This window comes from Marinobacterium sp. BA1 (genome assembly GCF_041155135.1).
GTDB classification, from domain to species: Bacteria; Pseudomonadota; Gammaproteobacteria; order Pseudomonadales; family Balneatricaceae; genus Marinobacterium; species Marinobacterium iners.
In genome coordinates this window covers 3,141,621-3,160,514 of record NZ_BAAFHC010000001.1, presented here as the reverse complement: position 1 = coordinate 3,160,514, position 18,894 = coordinate 3,141,621, and the positions used below count along the sequence as shown (strand labels likewise).

Genomic DNA, 18,894 nt, shown 5'->3' with positions numbered 1-18,894 from the left:
CTTGCCTCCTGAAGGTGATCACATAGCATTTGCCGACATGGCAGGATCACTTTACTCTTGGTATCAGTTAACGTTTGATGACGGCGGCTCACACCAGCCGAACAATCCGGGGAGAGTACACATGAAAGCGATCCGTATCCACGCCTTTGGCGGGCCCGAAAACCTGCAGCTCAACGAGCTGGAACAGCCACAACCGGGGCCGGATGAGGTACTGATCCGCAACCACGCGGCCGGAGTGAACCCGATCGACTGGAAAACCTGCTCCGGTGGTGGCGCCAGCAGTTTCATTGAAGCCCTGCCCTTTTGCCCCGGTTGGGAGTTCGCCGGCCGTGTTGAAGCTCTGGGTGACGGCGTCAACAACGTGCGTCAGGGTGATGAAGTCATGGGGTTTATCCGCTTTCCGCAGCCGGCCGGCTGCTATGCCGAGTATCTGATCGCCCCGGCTGACCAGATCTGTCAGCGCCCCAGTGCACTGGATTCGGTAACCGCAGCAGGACTCGGACTGGCGGGCCTGACCGCCTGGCAAGCCCTGTTTGAAGTCGGTGAGCTAAAAGGAGGTCAGTCGGTTCTGGTACTCGCAGCTGCGGGTGGCGTCGGCCATCTGGCAGTACAACTGGCGAAGTGGAAAGGCGCCTATGTGATCGGCACAGCTTCGCATGGCAACAAGGCATTCCTGCAAAGCCTGGGCTGTGACGACATCATCGATTACCAGCGTCAGCAGGTAGACAATCTGATTCATGACGCGGACCTGATTATCGATGGTGTTGGCGGTGAAACGGCCATCCGTGCTCTGAGCTGTCTGCAGCCCCATGGCAAAATGATCACCCTGCCTTCCGTCACGGCTGCCGAGGTGATCGCGGCCGGTGAGGCCAAGGGGCTTAAAGTGAGCGGCATTCGTGCCCGACCGGACGCCGGCCAGTTACATGAGCTGGCAATGCTGGCGTCCAGCGGCAAGGTGATGTTGAACCTGACCGACAACTTGCCGCTGGATCAGGCAGCCGAGGCACACCGCCTGAGCGCCACTGGGCATGTGCGCGGCAAACTGGTGTTAACCATCTGACTCGGGTTTAGGCAGGGATGCCGCCGTTTCATCTTCTGCCGGGCCACAGAACAGCTGCTGCTGACGCATCAGCAGGCGGCAGCCTTCGCCGCGAATGTTGCGGCCCCAACACTCATCCTTGGCCCAGGCCTTGTCATCTTCGGTCGGCTCTTCACGAAAACCCGGTACCGCTTCGCAGAAACCCTCGCTGATCTGTGCGGTTTCCAGGCAGGCCCGGAGAAAGCGGCCATAGTTGACAGTGCAGTCAAACCCGGTACAGCCGTCAAAGTTGCTCAGGCTTTGCTCCAGACAGGTTTGCTGATTATTCAATCGACCGAACGCCAGCCCATCATTGCGCCAGTTGGCAGCCGCCTCGGCACGTTCGGCATTGAATTCGGCCAGCCACTCGGCCTTCATCGACTGCCACCAGCTCGGGTTGACCTGCCACAAAAACAGAACGAACAGCAGGGGCAGCACGACCAGTATCAGCAGAATTTTTTTCCACATGCAGAAACTCCTGAGGATTAACGACGCCGGTACAGGCCTGCGATACACAAAAGCAGCCCCAGCACTGAAAGCAGCATGCCACCGTTAACCAGCAGTGGGTGCCGCGCCATATAGGGTACAAAAGGGTGCTGCCGTTCGGTGTCACAGCGCGCTTCGATATAGTCCCAAGAGCCGCCACAGTCGAGACAGGCCTCGACCAGCGACAGGTCATACAGGTAAGCACCCATCAGCAGCATACCCGGCAACACCAGCAATAACAGACCGAGCTTGAGCATGATCAGTCGTCTTCGTCGCTGATGCCGATGTTGCTGACACCCTCATTGCGCGCCAACTCACGCAACTCGCGCACAAATGCTGCACTCGGCTGTTTTTGATTCTGCAGCCGTTCGATCACTTCGTCACGAAAGCCATCTTCGGCCTGCATCAGCTCATGGGTATTGATTAGCCTGACCAGATCCTCGTCAGACAGCTCGTCATCACTTTCGGTGACTTCGATAAAGGTCGCCACACTTTCGCGGGACAGCTGGCCCACGTTAGCAGCCTCTGAGCGGTCTTTTTCCAGCAGGCAGTTGATAGTGGCATTCAGTGCTACGATCGCGTCCAGTGCCGGCAGGGCACCATACATGTCGTACTCATCCAGGTCCGGCATGTTGGCTTCCACCTGATCCAGCTGGACCTCAAAGTTTACCCTGGCACCGGTGCCAGCCAGGCTATCCCAAACGCCATCCAGCAGCAGACGCATTCGAGCCGGGTCACCAAAGTTGACCAGCCGGGCAAAGAGGGCAAAGTTGGGGAACATGCGCTCCGTCAGTGCCGCGGAAAAGGCGGTCAACTGCCAGGGTTCAAATGTCTCCAGCTCGCGCTCCAGGTTCAGCATTTCGCTCATCAGTGTCTCCGCTTGGGATGTGTTGAGGTCTATTGTACGGCACAGCCGGCTCAAGCTGTAGTCATCTGCATTAATGCCATACCAGACTTTACTGATATACTTTCGCACCGTTGTCACACTCACAGAATCGAGAAATACAATGAGCCAATCTCATCCCGCTGCAGTGCTGGTGCGCTGCCTGGACTGCTTCAGTGAATGGACCGGGCGCACGGTCGCCTGGATGACCCTGCTGATGGTATTGGGTACCTTCGTTGTCGTCGTACAGCGCTACGTGTTCAATCAGGGCAATACGGCACTGCAGGAATCCATCATTTACATGCACAGCCTGGTGTTTCTGCTGGGAGCTGCCTACACCCTGAAGCACGACGGCCACGTGCGCGTGGACATCATTTATCGTCCGCTGGGCGAGAAGGGCAAGGCCTGGATAAACCTGTTCGGCACCCTGTTTCTGCTTATGCCGGTGTGCATTTTCATTTTCTGGATGTCCTGGGACTATGTAGCATCATCCTGGTCCATCAAGGAAGCCTCGCAAGAATCAGGCGGTCTGGCCTATCGCTATCTGCTTAAAACCGCACTACTCGTCATGCCTGCCATGATGATCCTGCAGGGACTGGCAGAACTGCTGCGCAGCCTTCTGGTGATCAGCGGCAACGCCCATCTGCCCGCTGCTGAAGAGGAGCACGCACTGTGATCGAGTATTTGCCTCTGCTGCTGTTTGTCGGCGCCATTTTCATTCTGCTGATGGGCTATTCCGTTGCCTTCGCGTTGGCCGGCACAGGCCTGTTGTTTGCCGGCGTCGGCATTTTGACCGGTCACTTTGACAGCGTGTTTCTGCAGGCTGTGCCCAACCGCATCTTCGGTGTGATGTACAACGAAGTCCTGATTGCGGTGCCTCTGTTCGTATTCATGGGGGTAATGCTGGAGAAATCGAAGATCGCCGAAGAGCTGCTGGATACCATGGCGGCGCTGTTCGGCTCCATGCGCGGCGGTCTCGGCATCTCGGTGACATTGGTGGGAATGCTGCTGGCCGCCAGTACCGGCATCGTGGGCGCTACGGTTGTGACCATGGGGCTGCTGTCGCTGCCAACCATGCTGCGCCGGGGCTATGACCCGGCCGTTGCCACCGGTACCATCTGCGCCTCGGGCACGTTGGGCCAGATCATTCCACCCTCAATCGTACTGGTGCTGTTGGGGGATGTGATCTCGTCTGCCTATCAACAGTCGCAGATCGATCGGGGCATTTTCTCGCCGGATACTGTCACCGTGGGAGATCTGTTCCTTGGCGCGCTGATTCCGGGCCTGCTGCTGGTGATCGCCTATATCGGCTACATGGTGTTTGTAGCGATCACCCGCCCAAAGGCGGTACCGGCCATTCCCGCTGAAGAGTTAAGCCAGATCACCAACCTCTGGATGCGTGCACTGAAGGCTCTGCTGCCGCCTGTGCTGCTGATCGGGCTGGTACTCGGGTCCATTCTGGGCGGCTTTGCGACGCCCACCGAGGCCGCCTCGGTGGGTGCTGTGGGTTCCATTCTGTTGGCGATGATGCGTCGGGCATTCAGCCTCAAGACCCTTCACGCAGTAATGCGCTCCACCACTCAGGTCAGTTCCATGGTGTTCATGATCCTGATTGGCGCATCAATCTTTTCGCTGGTGTTCCGTGGCTACGGCGGTGACGAGATGGTCAGTGACTTTCTGACCGACCTGCCCGGCGGCGTTGTCGGCGCCATGGCGGTAGTGATGTTGATCGTGTTCCTGCTCGGCTTCTTCCTCGACTTCATCGAGATCACTTTTGTGGTGGTGCCGATTGTGGCGCCGATTCTGCTGAGCATGGGGCTGGACCCGATCTGGCTGGGTGTCATGCTGGCGATCAACCTGCAGACCTCTTTCCTGACACCGCCGTTCGGCTTTGCCCTGTTCTATCTGCGCGGGGTGGCGCCCGACAGCGTGTCCACCGGACAGATCTACAAGGGTGTGGTGCCATTCATCATGATTCAGTTGCTGGTACTGGCGCTGATTGCCTGGCAGAGCGGGCTGGCCACCTGGCTGCCCAAATTTGTATATGGATAATTTCTCATGATCATCTGACGCAAGCAGCATTTACAAACGGATTTTTGTAAACCATGCTGAAGCTGCCTGTTTTTTGACCACTTGGGCGTAACAGGAAAAAGGATTGAGAGCTATGCCGACGGATGATCTATTCAAGTTTGAGCCATCTACTGTCTCCCAAGAGGCATTTAGACCGTGGAAAGTGCTGAGTGTCGAGGATGATCCTGTCTACCAGGCATCCTTGGTGCACGCTCTGTCTTGCATCAAGGTTGCCGGTCGACCACTGGAGGTCATTTGCACACAGTCGGCCCTTGATGCTGCACGAGTACTTCCAGAACATGCAGACATTGCACTTATCCTGCTCGATGTCGTAATGGAAAGTGATGACGCAGGCCTGCGCTTGGTCAGTACCATTCGTGATGTCATCGGCAATAACCAGGTCAGAATAGTACTTTTGACAGGGCAGCCGGGGATGACACCTCCTCGCCAGGACCTGCTGGAGCACTTTGAAATTGACGATTACTGGTGCAAATCGGAGCTGACCCACGAGCACCTGTTGTCGGTCATTACCGGCAACCTGCGTGTGTGGGAACGTACAGCCCAGCTGGAAAAGGCCCGACAAGGATTACAGTTGATTGTTGACGCCTCCCAGGCACTCAGCAAACGTCGGGATCTAGACAGCTATACACAAACCGTTTTGTCCTCTTTGCTAAAACTGCTCAACATCGACACAGGTGGCCTCATATGCAGGCTGCGCTTCTCACCTTCTGTGCACCAGAACACAACGTATACGCTAGCGGCCTGTGGTGCTTTTCAGCATCTCAAGGGGCACACGCTGGACCGTTTGGAAGATCAAGACCTGCAACAGCTCTGCTCAATAGCGATTTCCCAGCGACAGCACCTGTACCTTGAGCACTACACGCTGCTGTATTTTCCTGCCGACAACGATAAGACAGATGACTATGCTGGCAGCAATAAGACAGATGACTACCTGGTGCTTGTCAAAACGGAGCGCCAACTCACGTCACCCGAAGTCAGCATGCTGGAAGTGTTTTGTGAAAATATCAACAACGGGTTCACCAACCTGTCGCTTTATAACCGGCTGACACGTATTGCCTATCAAGACTCGTTGCTGAATATCCCTAATCGTAACTACCTGAAACGCACACTGAGGGCTTTATCCCCTTCCACGCTGTGCCAACATCAATTGCTCGTAATATCACTGGACAATTTGAACGAAGTTGCGCTGTATTTTGGTGAATCGTTCTGCAACAGCACACTGAAAAGTGTTCACCGGCACTTGCAGGCGTCCATCACCGAACAGCTGCTACTCGCGCGTATTGATCGGCATGTATTTGCCATCTTAATCCCAGAGAATACATCACACTCCCTGCATGATTTCTCTACAATACTGCCTGAACCATTGCTGATTGACGGCGGTGAGCATCAGATCTCATACGCAACTGCTTTGCTGCCCCTGTCAGGCTGTGACACGAGAGAGCCCGAACAGATTCTCAGATTGGCCGAACTGTCTGTAGAGTCAGCCAGACACGACGGTAAACGTTTTATCGAATATGATGATTCCCAACAACAGGTCATGCGCCAGCGCTACCACATGCTGGATGAGCTGCGAAAGGCTTTACAAGCGGAAGCACTAAGCATTGCTCTCCAACCTAAAGTCGATATCGTCACGGGAGCAGCCGTAGGATTCGAGGCGCTGGTTCGCTGGCAGCAAGATGATGGTTCCATGACGCCACCGAGCGAGTTCATCCCTGTTGCAGAAGCTGCGGGGCTAATCAGTGAGCTGGATCTATTCGTTCTCAAAAAAACACTGGAAGCGGCACATCAACTGATTCAAGCAGGACTGAGGTTGCCCATCTCATTCAATACCTCATCAAACGACCTCCTCCGCCCTGGCTATTTTGATGAGATGCTGAAAATGGTTACGGCATCGGGGTTGCCCTTCAATTTGCTTGAGCTGGAAGTAACTGAAACTCAGGCGATGATCGAATACCAGCATATTGCCACACAGTTGAGGAAGTTGTTGCAACTGGGTATGAAGGTCAGCATCGACGATTTTGGTACCGGTTACTCATCATTGGCCCACATCACAGAGCTGGCAGCCTCTACTTTGAAGATAGATCAAACCTTTGTTGCACGGCTAGGGCAGTCAGAAGGCGCGAACCATATCATCGAAATGATCATGCGTCTTAGTGATCGCTTCGGGTTTCACGTCGTTGCCGAAGGGGTCGAAACCGAGCAGCAACGTCAATTGTTGATTGCAAAAGGGTGTGTCGTTTGCCAAGGCTACCTGTTCGCAAAACCCATGCCGGTCGCACAGGCACTTGAGTGGGCTCAGCACCACATTCTGAATCCATAGAGGGGCCTATCATGCGGGTCTCAAAGCGCAGAGTGCTGTCAATTTGGTTCATCCTCATGTTGCCATTGACCGCAACCATTGTGGTTAGTGCATGGTTTGCCTACTCCGAACTGTTCCGCCTCAAGCTGGAGCCCATCGAAACACGTCACAATGAGCTAATTGATCAGATAAGCAATCGATTCAGTCGCGAGCTGGGATATTTCGGCCAATTGACAATGCTGCTGAAGCGAAGTGGCCCCTTACAAAGTGGTCTTGATCAAACCGCTCCCCCGGATATAGATGCACTTGAGCGGCTACTGGTGCGTTTCAGTCGCGCATCATCGCTCATATCTCAGCTGCGTTGGCTGGATAGTGCTGGACAGGAACGGATTCGTGTCAATGTCAGAAACGGTGTCACCATCACGGCTCCTGAGCATACGCTGCAAAACAAGAACGACCGTTATTACTTTCAGTCAGGCTCATCGGTATCTGCTGATGAGGTTTATTATTCGCCATTAGACCTGAACATTGAAAATGGCGTATTGGAAATGCCCCCCAACCCGACACTGCGCACCAGTGTACGCACCGGGGTAAACGACGGTTTACACAATGGCTTGCTGGTGTTGAACTTCAGCCTGAGAAAGCTGTTTGATGAGGTGCGCCAGTTGCACAGCGCAGACACTCAAACAGAGATCGTCAACGCAGACGGGTATTGGCTTTTGCATCCCGAGCTCTGGCGTGAGTGGGGGTTCATATATCATCAACCCAAGCTGGTGATTCAAAATGAGTTTCCAAGTCTGTGGCAGCATATGACCAAATCGTCCAGCGCCAGAGGCCTCAGGATCGATGAGCGCCTATGGAGCTACGCTCACATTACAGCACATACGCAGGAGAAAACGCTCTCTCCTTCCGGTTGGTACCTGGTACTCACAACTCCACCTGACCTGCTTGCATCACTGCGTCGGTCTGTATTACTCCCAACCCTTTCAGGTAGCCTGTTGGTCATGCTGCTATTGGGTGGCGTGCTGTACCGAATTGCGCAAGGGGAAGCTCAGAGAATGGCGCTGCTAGAGCAACTCAAAGCGGAGCAGAAAGAGCTTCAACATACCAATGAGGAGCTGTGGCAGTCTCTATCACGCCAGCAAAAACTTCAGGACGAGTTGGTGGAAACACGAAAATTGTCATCGCTGGGCATGATGGTGGCGGGTGTTGCTCACGAGTTGAATACACCCACAGGAGGAGCCCTCGTCACCCTCAGCACACTTTCAACCGCCCATCGGCAGCTTAAAAATTCTGTTCAGGCCGGAACCTTGACACGAGAACAGATGCAGAATTTTCTCGAGCACACTGACGAAGGGTTGTCTCTTGCTCAGAAGAATCTCGGCAAGTCCATCGAGCTGATTAAAAGCTTTAAGCGCCTAGCCATTGATCGGAACCAAGATCAGCCATCACATTTCGACCTACAAAGCTGTGTTCAGGACTTAATACTCACGTTAAACCCAAGGCTCAAGCATTCACCTGTATCATTGGAAAGTGACATCCCCCCATGTGAAATGTTCAGTCATCCAGGCATTGTGTCTCAGGTTCTGCAAAACTTGATCAGCAATGCGCTCAGTCATGCCTTTAAACCAGATCAGCGTGGGAAAATTGTTCTACGTGGGGTATTAAGGGAGGACGGTCACACCATACAGTTGAGCGTCCAGGATAATGGCTGCGGCATAGCACCTGAAATACATCCCAAATTATTCGATCCTTTTGTAACCGCAGGCCGAGGCAAAGGACACACAGGTCTTGGGTTACATCTTGTACAACAGTGGGTTACACAAACACTCATGGGCAGCATACAGGTGAGCAGTACTCAAAACGGCGGAACATGCTTTACCATAGACATTCCGGTCTCGGTCACAGATCATCCAGCAACCCTTTGAGCCCGTTCAGCGTCGCACGACCGCGGGCCCGGTTCTGTTCCGGGCTCGCTTCACCCAACCCCTCACGCTCCAGATCTTCCTGCGGCAATTCATCGATGAATCGACTGGGTGTGCAGTCCATCCACTCGCCAAACTGCCGCCGCTGTTTGGCCAGCGTCATGGTGAGTGTTTTCTGCGCCCGGGTAATACCCACGTAGGCCAGCCGGCGCTCCTCCTCGATGGTATCCATTTCGATGCTGTTACGGTGCGGCAGCAGCTCCTCTTCCATACCGAGTAGAAATACATGGGGGAACTCCAGACCCTTGGAGGCATGCAGGGTCATCAGCTGTACCCGATCAGAATCGTCTTCTTCCTCCTGCCGGTTGAGCATGTCCAGCAGCACCAGCCGAGCAATCGCGTCCTCGATACCTGCGCCTTCATCTTCTTCCTGCAGCCGCTCCAGCGTGGACTGCAGTGACTCGATCAGAAAGTAGACATTCTGCATCCGCTTCTCGGCCACCACATCGCTGGAGGCGTTCTGACGGATCCAGCCAGGGTAATCGATCTCGTCCATCAGTTCATGGATGGCAGCGATGGGGTCACCGTCACGGCAGCGCTGATACAAACGGTCGATCAAATCACAGAAGCGGCGCAGCCGTTCCACCGCCTGTGCCGGCAAGACCTGCTCCAGCCCCAGCTCGCCACACGCGTCGAACAGACTGACTTCACGCCCGGACGCGTATTCGCCCAGACGTTGCAGGGTACTGGGGCCGATCTCGCGCCGCGGCAGGTTGATGATGCGCAGGAAAGCGTTGTCATCATCGCGGTTGATCAACACTTTAAAGTAACTCATCAGGTCTTTGATCTCGGCCCGGGCGAAGAAGGAGGTCCCACCGCTGAGTTTGTAGGGCACCTGATAGTGCTGCAGCTTCATCTCAATCAGACGTGCCTGATGGTTACCACGATACAGGACGGCAAAATCACGGAAGCCGATCCGTTCACGCAGATGACGGTCGAGAATTTCGGTGGCGATTCGCTCCGCCTCGGCATCATCGTTGCGGGTATGAATCACCCGGATCGGGTCGCCGTAGCCCATCTCGCTCCACAGGGTTTTCTCGAACACATGCGGGTTGTTGGCGATCAGGGTGTTGGCCGCTTTCAGAATGCGGCTGGTGGAGCGGTAGTTCTGTTCCAGCTTGACCACCTTGAGGCTGGGAAAGTCGGTCTGCAGCTGGGCCAGGTTCTCCGGCCGAGCACCGCGCCAGGCGTAGATCGACTGGTCATCATCCCCCACTACGGTGAGACCGCTGCGGTGCCCCACCAGCAGGCGTACCAAACGGTACTGGGACAGGTTGGTGTCCTGATATTCATCCACCAGCAGGTACTGAATACGGCGCTGCCAGCGTTCCAGCACATCGGAATGGTTGCTGAACAATTGCACCGGCAGCAGGATCAGGTCGTCAAAGTCCACCGCGTTGTAGGCTCGCAGATGGCGATCGTAGGCCTCGTAGGCGCGTGCTGCCAGAATATCCTGTGGCAGCTGAGCCTCTGCCAGCGCCTGATCCGGCGTCAGCATGTCATTTTTCCAGTTGGAGATCCGGTGCTGCACCTCATTGAGCTGGTCGGTATCTTCGTCATTCTGCAGCATCAGATCACGCAGCAGTGCCTTGCTGTCCTGATCATCAAACAGCGAAAATCCGCTTTTCAGTCCCAGATGCTTGCGTTCACGGCGAATGATCGACAGCCCCAGGGTATGAAAGGTAGACACAGTGAGGCCTCGCCCTTCCTGTTTGCCAAGCAACTGGCTAACGCGCTCCTTCATTTCACGCGCGGCCTTGTTGGTAAATGTGACGGCGGCGATGCGACGCGCTTCGATGCCCGCGTCCTGCACCATCCAGGCAATTTTCCGCGTGATCACACTGGTTTTGCCAGATCCGGCACCGGCCAGAACAAGCAGAGGGCCGCCGATGTAGTGCACCGCCTCGCGCTGGCGTGGATTGAGTCTGCTCATGTCACCTCGAAAAAATTAAACCCGGATCGATACCGGCCGATACAGTTTTGATACAGCTGTTTGCTGTAATACTGCAAACAGAAGGCTGGATCGCGTACTTCTGGCCATCACCAAAGCGTGATAACCTCGAACGTCGATCATGGCAATCGCCTATTATGACATGGCCCCCTGATGAAATTCAGACCCTCTGCGGAGGTATTATTCAGGTGTAAAGGGGAAGCAGTACCATGCTGGCAGATGATGAGCCGCTAAACCCGACAGAACCCGGACACCCAGCCCTGGTACTGATCAGCGAGTCTGATGTACTGGAAACAAGCTGGCGAAGCTGGCTGGAACCCTGGTGGCAGGGGCACCTGTATCGCTGCCGCTCCCCAGAAGACGCCGTCCCCATCCTGCAACAGTTTTCTTCTTTGATCATCCTGCTGGAAACCGATTGCCCCGAGCACGCCAGCCGCACACTGAACCACCTACGCAAGCACTGCCCCATTGCCCCTTCTGTATTATTGCTGAAAGAGCCGCCTGACCAGCGCTGGCAGGCGCTGCTGACGGACCCCTGTAACGATCACATTCTGTCCTCCGGAGCCTGTGAAACCACCCTGCACCGCGTGCTGCGCTACTGCAGCAACCTGCTGCAGTGCCATGATCGGCTGCGCAAGCTGGAACAGCTGCAGCACCTGCAGAACCCTGAACCCACATCCAGCTATAATCCCGAACTCTGGCGCGCTCTGCAGCGGGAAGAGTTTGTGCTCTTCTATCAGCCACGCATCGACCTGCACGAAGGCAGTATCTGCGGCGCCGAAGCATTGATCCGTTGGCAGCACCCCAAGCGCGGTCTGCTCACTCCGGATCATTTCATTCCCGACTGCGAGGCTTCAGGGCTGGTGGTGCCACTCGGCTACTGGGTCATTCAACAGGTGGGCAAGTCACTGCCGAACATGCTGGCCTCTGGGTTGAAGGGTCGTATTGGTGTCAACCTGTCGTTCCGACAGTTTCAGGACCGCTTTCTCGCGACCACCATTGAACGCCTGATCAAACAGCACCTGATCGATACCCGAACCCTGGAGTTTGAGCTGACCGAAACGGCACTGTGCAGTGACGAAGAACATGTACGTGAATCGATCACCCAACTCAGCGCGCTGGGCGTGGAATTTTCACTGGATGACTTCGGTACCGGATACTCTTCGTTCAGCCTGCTGCAGAAGCTGCCGGTCGCCACGCTCAAGATCGACAAGTCCTTCATTGCCGGCATACCCGGTAACACGGACGATGAGGAGATCGTGCGTGCCATGATCAGCCTGGCTCACAACCTGAACAAACAGGTGATTGCAGAAGGGGTCGAAAACCGCGAGCAGCTGGAGTTTCTGATTCGGCATGAGTGTGATCAGGTTCAGGGCTACTTCTTCAGCCGCCCCATCTGCGAAGAGCAGTTTCTGACCCTGCTCAGTCGCAGTCAGCGCCAGCAAGCCCCCTGAAAGCCAGTGCCTCCAGCAGTTGTTCCTGACCCACTCGCTCTTCTCCCGCCAGATCTGCCAACGTCCTGGCCACCCGCAACAAACGATGACAGGCCCTGGCCGAAAGCTGGGTCTGCTGCATCACCCTGACCAGCACGGCGCGAGTCGCATCATCAAGCGCACAATATGCTTCGAGATCACGGCCTCCAAGTTCTCGGTTCATGCAGCCCTGCCGCTCCAGCTGCCGTACGTGGGCTGCTACCACCCGCTGACGCACACGAGCACTGGACTCCCCCGGCTGATCCGGCTGCAGCAGTGCTTCGGGTGGCAGTGCCGGCACCTGCAGCTGCAGGTCGATCCGATCCAGCAAAGGGCCGGAGATCTTTTGCTGGTAGCGCCGAATCTGGTCGGGGGTGCAGATACAACGGTCCGTCCCATCGTCATGATAGCCACAGGGGCAGGGGTTCATCGCCGCCACCAGCTGAAATCGGGCCGGGTAGCGGGTCTGCCGCGCTGCACGGGAGATCAGTATCTCGCCTGTTTCCAGTGGCTCACGCAAGACCTCAAGTACACGGCGCGGATACTCGGGCAATTCATCCAGGAACAGAACCCCCTGATGCGCCAGCGATATTTCACCGGGACGGGGGTGACTGCCACCACCCACCAGCGCAATCGCCGAGGCCGTATGGTGTGGTGCCCTGAAACTGCGCACGCCATGACAGGCTGGTCGAACATCATGCCCGGCAACGGAGCAGATTGCGGCCACTTCAAGCTGCTGTTCAGTCTCAAGTGGCGGCAATAATCCCGGCAACCGTGCCGCCAACATACTTTTACCGCTGCCGGGCGGCCCGGAAAACAACAGGTTGTGTCCCCCTGCAGCCGCCACCTCCAGCGCCCGACGCGCCTGTAGCTGGCCTTTCACATCGGCCAGATCAGGCCCTTCCTCAACAGGTGTAACAGAGAGCGAGCCCAGCACCGGCTCCAGCCGCTGCTTGCCGGTCAGATGCGCCACCAACTCCAGCAAATGGCCCACCGCAAACACTTCCGTGCGCTGTGCCATCACTGCTTCAGCCGCATTATCAAGTGCCACTATCAGGCTGCGGCCGCTGCGACCTGCCGCCACGGCAGCCGGCAGAACTCCCCTTACCGGTCGTACCGCACCGGACAGCGCCAGCTCACCGATCATTTCGGTTGCTTCGCTGCCCTTCCAGCGCTTCAACTGGCCGGATGCCAGCAGGATACCCACGGCAATCGCCAGATCATAACGGCCACCTTCCTTGGGCAGATCAGCCGGTGCCAGGTTGATGGTGATACGGCGCTGAGGAAAGTCGAATCCGGCCGTAATAAGGGCACTGCGTACCCTTTCACGGCTTTCCTTGACCGCCGTTTCCGGCAGACCAACGATCGACATTGAGGGCAGGCCACCCGACAGATGCACCTCAACGGTGACCGCTGGCGCCTCGATTCCGAGCTGGGCTCGGGTATGAATAACAGCAAGTGACATGACACGATCCTTGTGTCGCTGGAAAGGGTTCAGAGTTGAGTATCGTTATCCGTTGCTGCCGGAGCAGGGTTCTCCACCGACGGTTCAAGTGCCGCCAGGCGCTGCTCAAGCTGTTCAAGCTTATCGCGAGTGCGCATCAGCACCGCCTGCTGTGCTTCAAACTCATCCCGGGTTACCAGATCCAGTTTGGCAAAGGTTCCCTGCAGCATGCTGCGTACCTGGCTTTGCAGCTCTTGCTGACCGGGAAGGTCCGGGCGTCCGGCCAGCAGCTGGCTAAACTGGCCGGAGAGGCTATCGATCAATTTCTGGTGGATCATCCGGGGCTCCTGCACAAGGTTGCATCTCAATGCCGCTACTATAAACCAGATCGGCCTCGGCGTCAGATTCCAGAACGTGCACCAAAAGAGCACTTGCACCAAACCAGTGCATGAAAACAGACCTGTATCACCCGCATATCATTCGAAAATGCCCTTTCAGTCCTCAATAAAAATCGCAACCTGCTGTTTTAAAAAGATAAAAACAAATTGGCACAAGCTTCGCTTAGTCAGTACACACGGCCTGACAACCCGCTCCCGAGGACGCAGGCCTTATGAGTACTGAGAAGAGGACCCAAAACATGAAACTGATCTCAGCCATCATCAAACCGTTCAAGCTCGATGATGTTCGTGAAGCACTTTCGGAAATCGGTGTGCAGGGCATCACCGTCACCGAAGTGAAAGGATTTGGCCGTCAGAAAGGTCATACCGAACTCTACCGCGGCGCAGAGTATGTGGTCGACTTCCTGCCCAAGGTTCGCATTGATGCAGCCGTAGCAGATGACATTGTCGATCAGGTACTTGAGGCGATATCCAAGGCAGCTCAGACCGGCAAGATCGGCGACGGCAAAATCTTCGTCACCAGTCTGGAGCAGGTGATCCGCATCCGCACCGGCGAGTCCGGTCACGACGCGCTCTGAACCTGCCTGACAATCGACGTTTTTTATCTCTCTGGAGGATAAAACAATGGAAGAACTACTCAATGCGACAGCCGGGGATTTGACCCAGCTGAAATATGCGGTCGATACCTTCTACTTCCTCATGTGCGGTGCACTGGTGATGTGGATGGCGGCCGGTTTCGCGATGCTGGAAGCGGGCTTGGTGCGTGCCAAGAACACCACCGAGATTCTGACCAAAAACATCGCGCTCTATGCCATCGCCTGTACCATGTACCTGCTGTGTGGCTACTACCTGATGTACAGCTCTGACGAAGGCGGCATCATTCCAAGCCTTGGCGCCCTGATCGGCGACGAGAACGGTGTTGATGCGGTGTTGGCCGGTGGCGATGATGCGCCCTACTACTCAGCCCGCTCCGACTTCTTCTTCCAGGTGGTGTTCGTGGCTACAGCCATGTCCATCGTCTCCGGTGCTGTTGCAGAACGCATGAAGCTCTGGGCATTCCTGGCCTTCGCTGTGGTCATGACCGGCTTCATCTACCCGACGTCCGGCTACTGGACTTGGGGTGGCGGTTTCCTGAGTGAAGCGGGCTTCTTCGACTTCGCTGGCTCCGGCATCGTACACATGGCAGGCGCCTCCGCTGCACTTGCTGGTGTATTGGTACTGGGAGCTCGTAAAGGCAAATACGGCAAGAACGGCGAGATCAATGCGATCCCGGGTGCCAACCTGCCGCTGGCCACGCTGGGTACCTTCATCCTGTGGCTGGGCTGGTTCGGCTTCAACGGCGGTTCCGAACTGAAACTGTCTGATGTGGGTGAAGCCAACGCAGTCGCTCAGGTCTTCGTGAACACCAACGCAGCTGCTGCCGGCGGTGTAATTGCAGCCCTGATCCTGGCCCGCCTGTGGTTCCGCAAGGCTGACCTGACCATGGCGCTGAACGGTGCACTGGCTGGCCTGGTAGCGATCACTGCTGATCCGCTGAGCCCGTCCGCTCTGGCATCCAGCCTGATCGGTGCGGTCGGTGGTGCACTGGTGGTGTTCTCCATCGTAACCCTGGACAAGCTGCGTATCGACGATCCAGTCGGTGCCATCTCCGTTCACGGTGTAGTGGGTATCTGGGGTCTGCTGGCGGTACCGCTGAGCAACGCTGATGCCAGCTACGGTGCACAGCTGCTGGGTATCGTGTCCATCTTCGGCTGGGTCTTCATCGCCAGTCTGGTGGTATGGTTCATCCTCAAGGCGATCATGGGCATCCGTGTCAGCGAAGAGGAAGAGTACGAAGGGGTTGACCTGGCTGAGTGCGGCATGGAAGCCTACCCCGAGTTCTCCGGTGGCAAGAAATAAGATCAAAACTCCGGGAGGCAAGCATGCCTCCCGCGTGTTTTTCAGGCTGCGCCGATATGCGCGGCCTTTTGATTATGGGTATACTGACGCCACTGGTTTCTCCGCCGACCTTTCGGCCGGAGCTCCGTGGGATTACCACAGATCATGAGGACTTGAATGATGAAACTCGTCACCGCGGTCATCAAGCCGTTCAAGCTGGATGACGTTCGTGAAGCCCTGTCCGATATCGGCATTCAGGGTGTGACCGTCACCGAGGTCAAGGGTTTTGGCCGCCAGAAGGGCCACACCGAGCTTTACCGAGGCGCCGAATATGTTGTCGACTTCCTGCCCAAGGTCAAGATTGAAGTGGCCATTGATGACGACATGCTGGATCAAGTGATTGAAGCGGTCAGCAAAACCGCCAATACCGGCAAGATTGGCGACGGCAAGATTTTTGTCATGCCGCTGGAGCAGGTGATCCGTATCCGTACCGGTGAAGCAGGCCCGGACGCTCTCTGATAACCAATGCCCGGCATTATTGTCGGGCATTCAATACACTACCAAGATCATCCCTCCTCATAAACGTCTCCATTCTGAATCACCATAACCGTTGCCAACCCCGCTTTCTCCTGCCATGATGCTTTTTTATACAAAGACTAGGGGTATTCTGATGGACCAGCAGCAAATGGCGCCCTGTCATGGCCAACACGCTACCTTGTAACTCGGCGCTTGTCGCACAGCTACTGCCGGCTCTGGAGCACTCACCAGCCGGCATTTGTCTGCTCGACCTTGATGGCCGCTGCCACTATAGCAACCGCACACTGCGGCGTCTGTTGCACCATACAGAGGGCGAGCTGCCACAGGATCTTTTCCTGCAGGCACCGTTGGGATCGTTGCTGAAAAAGAACTTGGCCCATTTGGCCAGCGGTCGCCAGCACGCCTTTTCCCTGTCGCTGTTTCGCGGTCGGCATCAGCACCATAGCTTTTCTCTTCAACTAAATGCTTCCGTGCTGTACGACGAGCAGCGCAAAGTGTGTGGCTGCCTGGTACTGGCGATTGACGAACAGCAGTATCATCAGCGTGAGCTGGAGCTGCGCCAGCTGTCCAGCGCGGTCGAGAACAGCGGCAGTGCCGTGGTCATTACGGATATCAGCGGCCGCATCGAGTACGTCAATTCCCGTTTCTGTGACATCACCGGCTACAGTCTGCAGGAAGTACTGGGCCAGACACCGGCACTCCTGCGCTCGGGCGAAACCGACCCCACCACCTATCGTGATCTGTGGCGCACCATTCGCGCCAATCGCAAGTGGCGCGGCACCCTGCGTAACCGACGCAAGGATGGCTCGCTGTACTGGTCGATGCAGTCGATTGCCCCGATCAGCAATGAAAAGGGTTCCATTACACACCTGGTTTCCGTAGGGGATGACATCACCCAGCTGAAGGAGTACCAGAGTCAGCTGGAGCAGCTGGCCTATTTTGACCCACTCACAGAATTGGGCAATCGCCGCGCCTTCCGCCAGCATCTTGATCAACTACTGGAACAGCCCTCAGAGCAGTATCATGCTCTGCTGCTGATCGATCTTGATCACTTCAAGAAGGTAAACGATACAATGGGACATGAGGCGGGCGACTTGATGCTGAAAACCGTGGCCAACCGGTTGCGCTTCTGCATTCCCGAGCAGGACCGGGTATTCCGCCTTGGCGGCGACGAGTTTTCAATTCTGATTGATAATCTGGACAGCCTCGATACCCTCCGCGAGCGGGTCAGTGAAATGATCGCGCTGCTGTCGCAGCCGATGGATATCGGTACCCATGAGCTGCAGACCAGTGCCAGTATCGGCATCACCCTGATCGGTATCGACGCCTGCGATAACAGCGGACTCCTGCGCAACGCTGATCTGGCCATGTACCGGGCCAAACGTGCGGGTCGCAACACCTTTGCCTTTTTCAATCACAGCATGAACACGGAAGCACGCCGTACGCTGACACTGGAACATGACCTGCGCCACGCACTGGAACAGGGCGAGTTACACCTGCACTATCAGCCTCAGGTTGACCTGAGCAGTGGACAGATAATCGGTATGGAAGCACTGCTGCGCTGGCAGCACCCAATTGATGGCAACATCCCCCCTGACGAGTTCATCCCCATCGCCGAAGAAACCGGCATGATTTTGCCCATCGGGCGCTGGGTACTGGAGCAGGCTTGCCAGACCGCCGCGCGCATCCGCCGTCTGTACACGCGCCCCTTTCGCATGGCAGTAAACCTTTCGGCACGGCAATTTGAAGACTCTGAACTGATCTTGCAGGTCGACCAGATCCTCGCTGATACGGGCCTGCCCGGGAATTATCTTGAGCTGGAGATTACCGAGAGCCTGTTGGTCAACAATTTCGGTCATATCAACGATATTCTGCGCCAACTGCGCCGTCGTGGTATTACCATCGCGGTGGACGATTTTGGCACCGGCTACTCATCACTAAACTATTTGAAGAAGCTTGAGGTCAACCAGCTCAAGATCGACCGCTCGTTTGTACAGGATATTCCGGGGGACCGTGATGACGTGGCGATCACCTCCACCATCATCCTGATGGCCCGCCAGCTGGGGCTGGACGTGATCGCTGAAGGTATCGAGACCGAACAGCAGCAACAGTTCCTGCTGCAGCAGGGATGCCGCACGGGACAGGGCTTCTATTTCAGTCGCCCCGTGCCCTTTAGCCAGCTACAACAACGTTGGTCACACGGGACCTGACCAAGCATCACTGAGACTTGCGTGCGGCTTCCTTGATTGCCGAACCGGCTTTTTCAATATCCTTGCCTGCACCTTCAATGGTGCTGCAAGCGGTCAGTGCGCTGGCACCGGTGAGTACCAATAAAGCACCGAACAGCATGCCAAGTATTGTTTTGCGCATAGTGAATCCTCTTGCTGCAGTC

General features: G+C 56.1%; 17 protein-coding genes. 10 read left to right on the top strand and 7 right to left on the bottom strand.

The window, feature by feature from the left end; translation table 11 throughout:
- Positions 1-121: 121 nt before the first annotated feature.
- Positions 122-1,060 (top strand): NADP-dependent oxidoreductase, encoded by a 939-nt coding sequence (locus ACAM29_RS15405; protein WP_369624634.1) that lies wholly within the window; start codon positions 122-124, stop codon positions 1,058-1,060.
- Here ACAM29_RS15405 and ACAM29_RS15400 read toward each other — a convergent pair.
- The 3 genes from ACAM29_RS15400 to ACAM29_RS15390 are packed head-to-tail and all read right to left on the bottom strand — an operon-like array spanning position 1,049 to position 2,432.
- Positions 1,049-1,546, bottom strand: coding sequence for a hypothetical protein (locus tag ACAM29_RS15400; protein WP_091826096.1), 498 nt, complete (start codon positions 1,544-1,546; stop codon positions 1,049-1,051). The two genes, ACAM29_RS15405 and ACAM29_RS15400, sit on opposite strands and share 12 nt — an antisense overlap.
- Before the next feature lie 17 nt (positions 1,547-1,563).
- Positions 1,564-1,821, bottom strand: coding sequence for a hypothetical protein (locus ACAM29_RS15395; protein WP_369624633.1), 258 nt, complete (start codon positions 1,819-1,821; stop codon positions 1,564-1,566).
- 2 nt (positions 1,822-1,823) lie between these two features.
- On the bottom strand, positions 1,824-2,432 hold the full coding sequence (locus ACAM29_RS15390; RefSeq protein WP_091826101.1) for a YjaG family protein: 609 nt from the start codon (positions 2,430-2,432) through the stop codon (positions 1,824-1,826).
- 139 nt (positions 2,433-2,571) lie between these two features.
- On the opposite strand from ACAM29_RS15390, the gene ACAM29_RS15385 reads away from it, so the two are divergent.
- From ACAM29_RS15385 to ACAM29_RS15370, 4 genes are all read left to right on the top strand, one after another.
- A complete protein-coding gene (locus ACAM29_RS15385) occupies positions 2,572-3,123 on the top strand; it encodes a TRAP transporter small permease subunit (protein WP_091826104.1) in 552 nt (183 codons plus the stop codon).
- A complete protein-coding gene (locus tag ACAM29_RS15380) occupies positions 3,120-4,499 on the top strand; it encodes a TRAP transporter large permease subunit (protein ID WP_369624632.1) in 1,380 nt (459 codons plus the stop codon). The genes ACAM29_RS15385 and ACAM29_RS15380 overlap by 4 nt, the downstream gene beginning before the upstream one ends.
- Before the next feature lie 112 nt (positions 4,500-4,611).
- A complete protein-coding gene (locus ACAM29_RS15375; RefSeq protein WP_369624631.1) occupies positions 4,612-6,858 on the top strand; it encodes an EAL domain-containing protein in 2,247 nt (748 codons plus the stop codon).
- An 11-nt stretch (positions 6,859-6,869) separates the two neighbouring features.
- The gene (locus ACAM29_RS15370; RefSeq protein ID WP_369624630.1) at positions 6,870-8,765 is read left to right on the top strand and encodes an ATP-binding protein; all 1,896 of its coding nucleotides are present in this window, start codon (positions 6,870-6,872) and stop codon (positions 8,763-8,765) included.
- Here the strand turns inward: ACAM29_RS15370 and rep are convergent.
- Positions 8,740-10,755, bottom strand: coding sequence for a DNA helicase Rep (gene rep / locus ACAM29_RS15365; RefSeq protein ID WP_369624629.1), 2,016 nt, complete (start codon positions 10,753-10,755; stop codon positions 8,740-8,742). The two genes, ACAM29_RS15370 and rep, sit on opposite strands and share 26 nt — an antisense overlap.
- Before the next feature lie 227 nt (positions 10,756-10,982).
- On the opposite strand from rep, the gene ACAM29_RS15360 reads away from it, so the two are divergent.
- Positions 10,983-12,227, top strand: a complete 1,245-nt coding sequence (locus ACAM29_RS15360) for a putative bifunctional diguanylate cyclase/phosphodiesterase (RefSeq protein WP_369624628.1) — start codon at positions 10,983-10,985, stop codon at positions 12,225-12,227.
- Here the strand turns inward: ACAM29_RS15360 and ACAM29_RS15355 are convergent.
- Both ACAM29_RS15355 and ACAM29_RS15350 read right to left on the bottom strand, forming a co-directional pair.
- Positions 12,196-13,710 carry a YifB family Mg chelatase-like AAA ATPase gene (locus ACAM29_RS15355; RefSeq protein WP_369624627.1) on the bottom strand — a complete coding sequence of 505 codons (1,515 nt, stop codon included), beginning with the start codon at positions 13,708-13,710 and terminating at the stop codon, positions 12,196-12,198. The two genes, ACAM29_RS15360 and ACAM29_RS15355, sit on opposite strands and share 32 nt — an antisense overlap.
- A 29-nt stretch (positions 13,711-13,739) precedes the next feature.
- Entirely contained in the window at positions 13,740-14,027 is a 288-nt protein-coding gene (locus ACAM29_RS15350; RefSeq protein ID WP_091826125.1) for an accessory factor UbiK family protein, read from the bottom strand.
- Between the two features lie 299 nt (positions 14,028-14,326).
- Here ACAM29_RS15350 and glnK (ACAM29_RS15345) point away from each other — a divergent pair, with 299 nt between their 5' ends.
- The 4 genes from glnK (ACAM29_RS15345) (at position 14,327) to ACAM29_RS15330 (ending at position 18,712) form a co-directional block, all read left to right on the top strand.
- On the top strand, positions 14,327-14,665 hold the full coding sequence (gene glnK / locus ACAM29_RS15345; protein WP_091826128.1) for a P-II family nitrogen regulator: 339 nt from the start codon (positions 14,327-14,329) through the stop codon (positions 14,663-14,665).
- Positions 14,666-14,711: 46 nt separating this feature from the next.
- Complete coding sequence (locus ACAM29_RS15340; protein ID WP_091826130.1) at positions 14,712-15,986, top strand: ammonium transporter; 1,275 nt, start codon at positions 14,712-14,714, stop codon at positions 15,984-15,986.
- Positions 15,987-16,145: 159 nt separating this feature from the next.
- A complete protein-coding gene (gene glnK / locus ACAM29_RS15335; RefSeq protein ID WP_091826224.1) occupies positions 16,146-16,484 on the top strand; it encodes a P-II family nitrogen regulator in 339 nt (112 codons plus the stop codon).
- Positions 16,485-16,663: 179 nt separating this feature from the next.
- Positions 16,664-18,712, top strand: coding sequence for a putative bifunctional diguanylate cyclase/phosphodiesterase (locus ACAM29_RS15330; RefSeq protein ID WP_369624626.1), 2,049 nt, complete (start codon positions 16,664-16,666; stop codon positions 18,710-18,712).
- A 7-nt stretch (positions 18,713-18,719) separates the two neighbouring features.
- On the opposite strand, the gene ACAM29_RS15325 is transcribed toward ACAM29_RS15330, so the two are convergent.
- A complete protein-coding gene (locus tag ACAM29_RS15325) occupies positions 18,720-18,872 on the bottom strand; it encodes an entericidin A/B family lipoprotein (protein WP_242530056.1) in 153 nt (50 codons plus the stop codon).
- Positions 18,873-18,894: the final 22 nt, after the last annotated feature.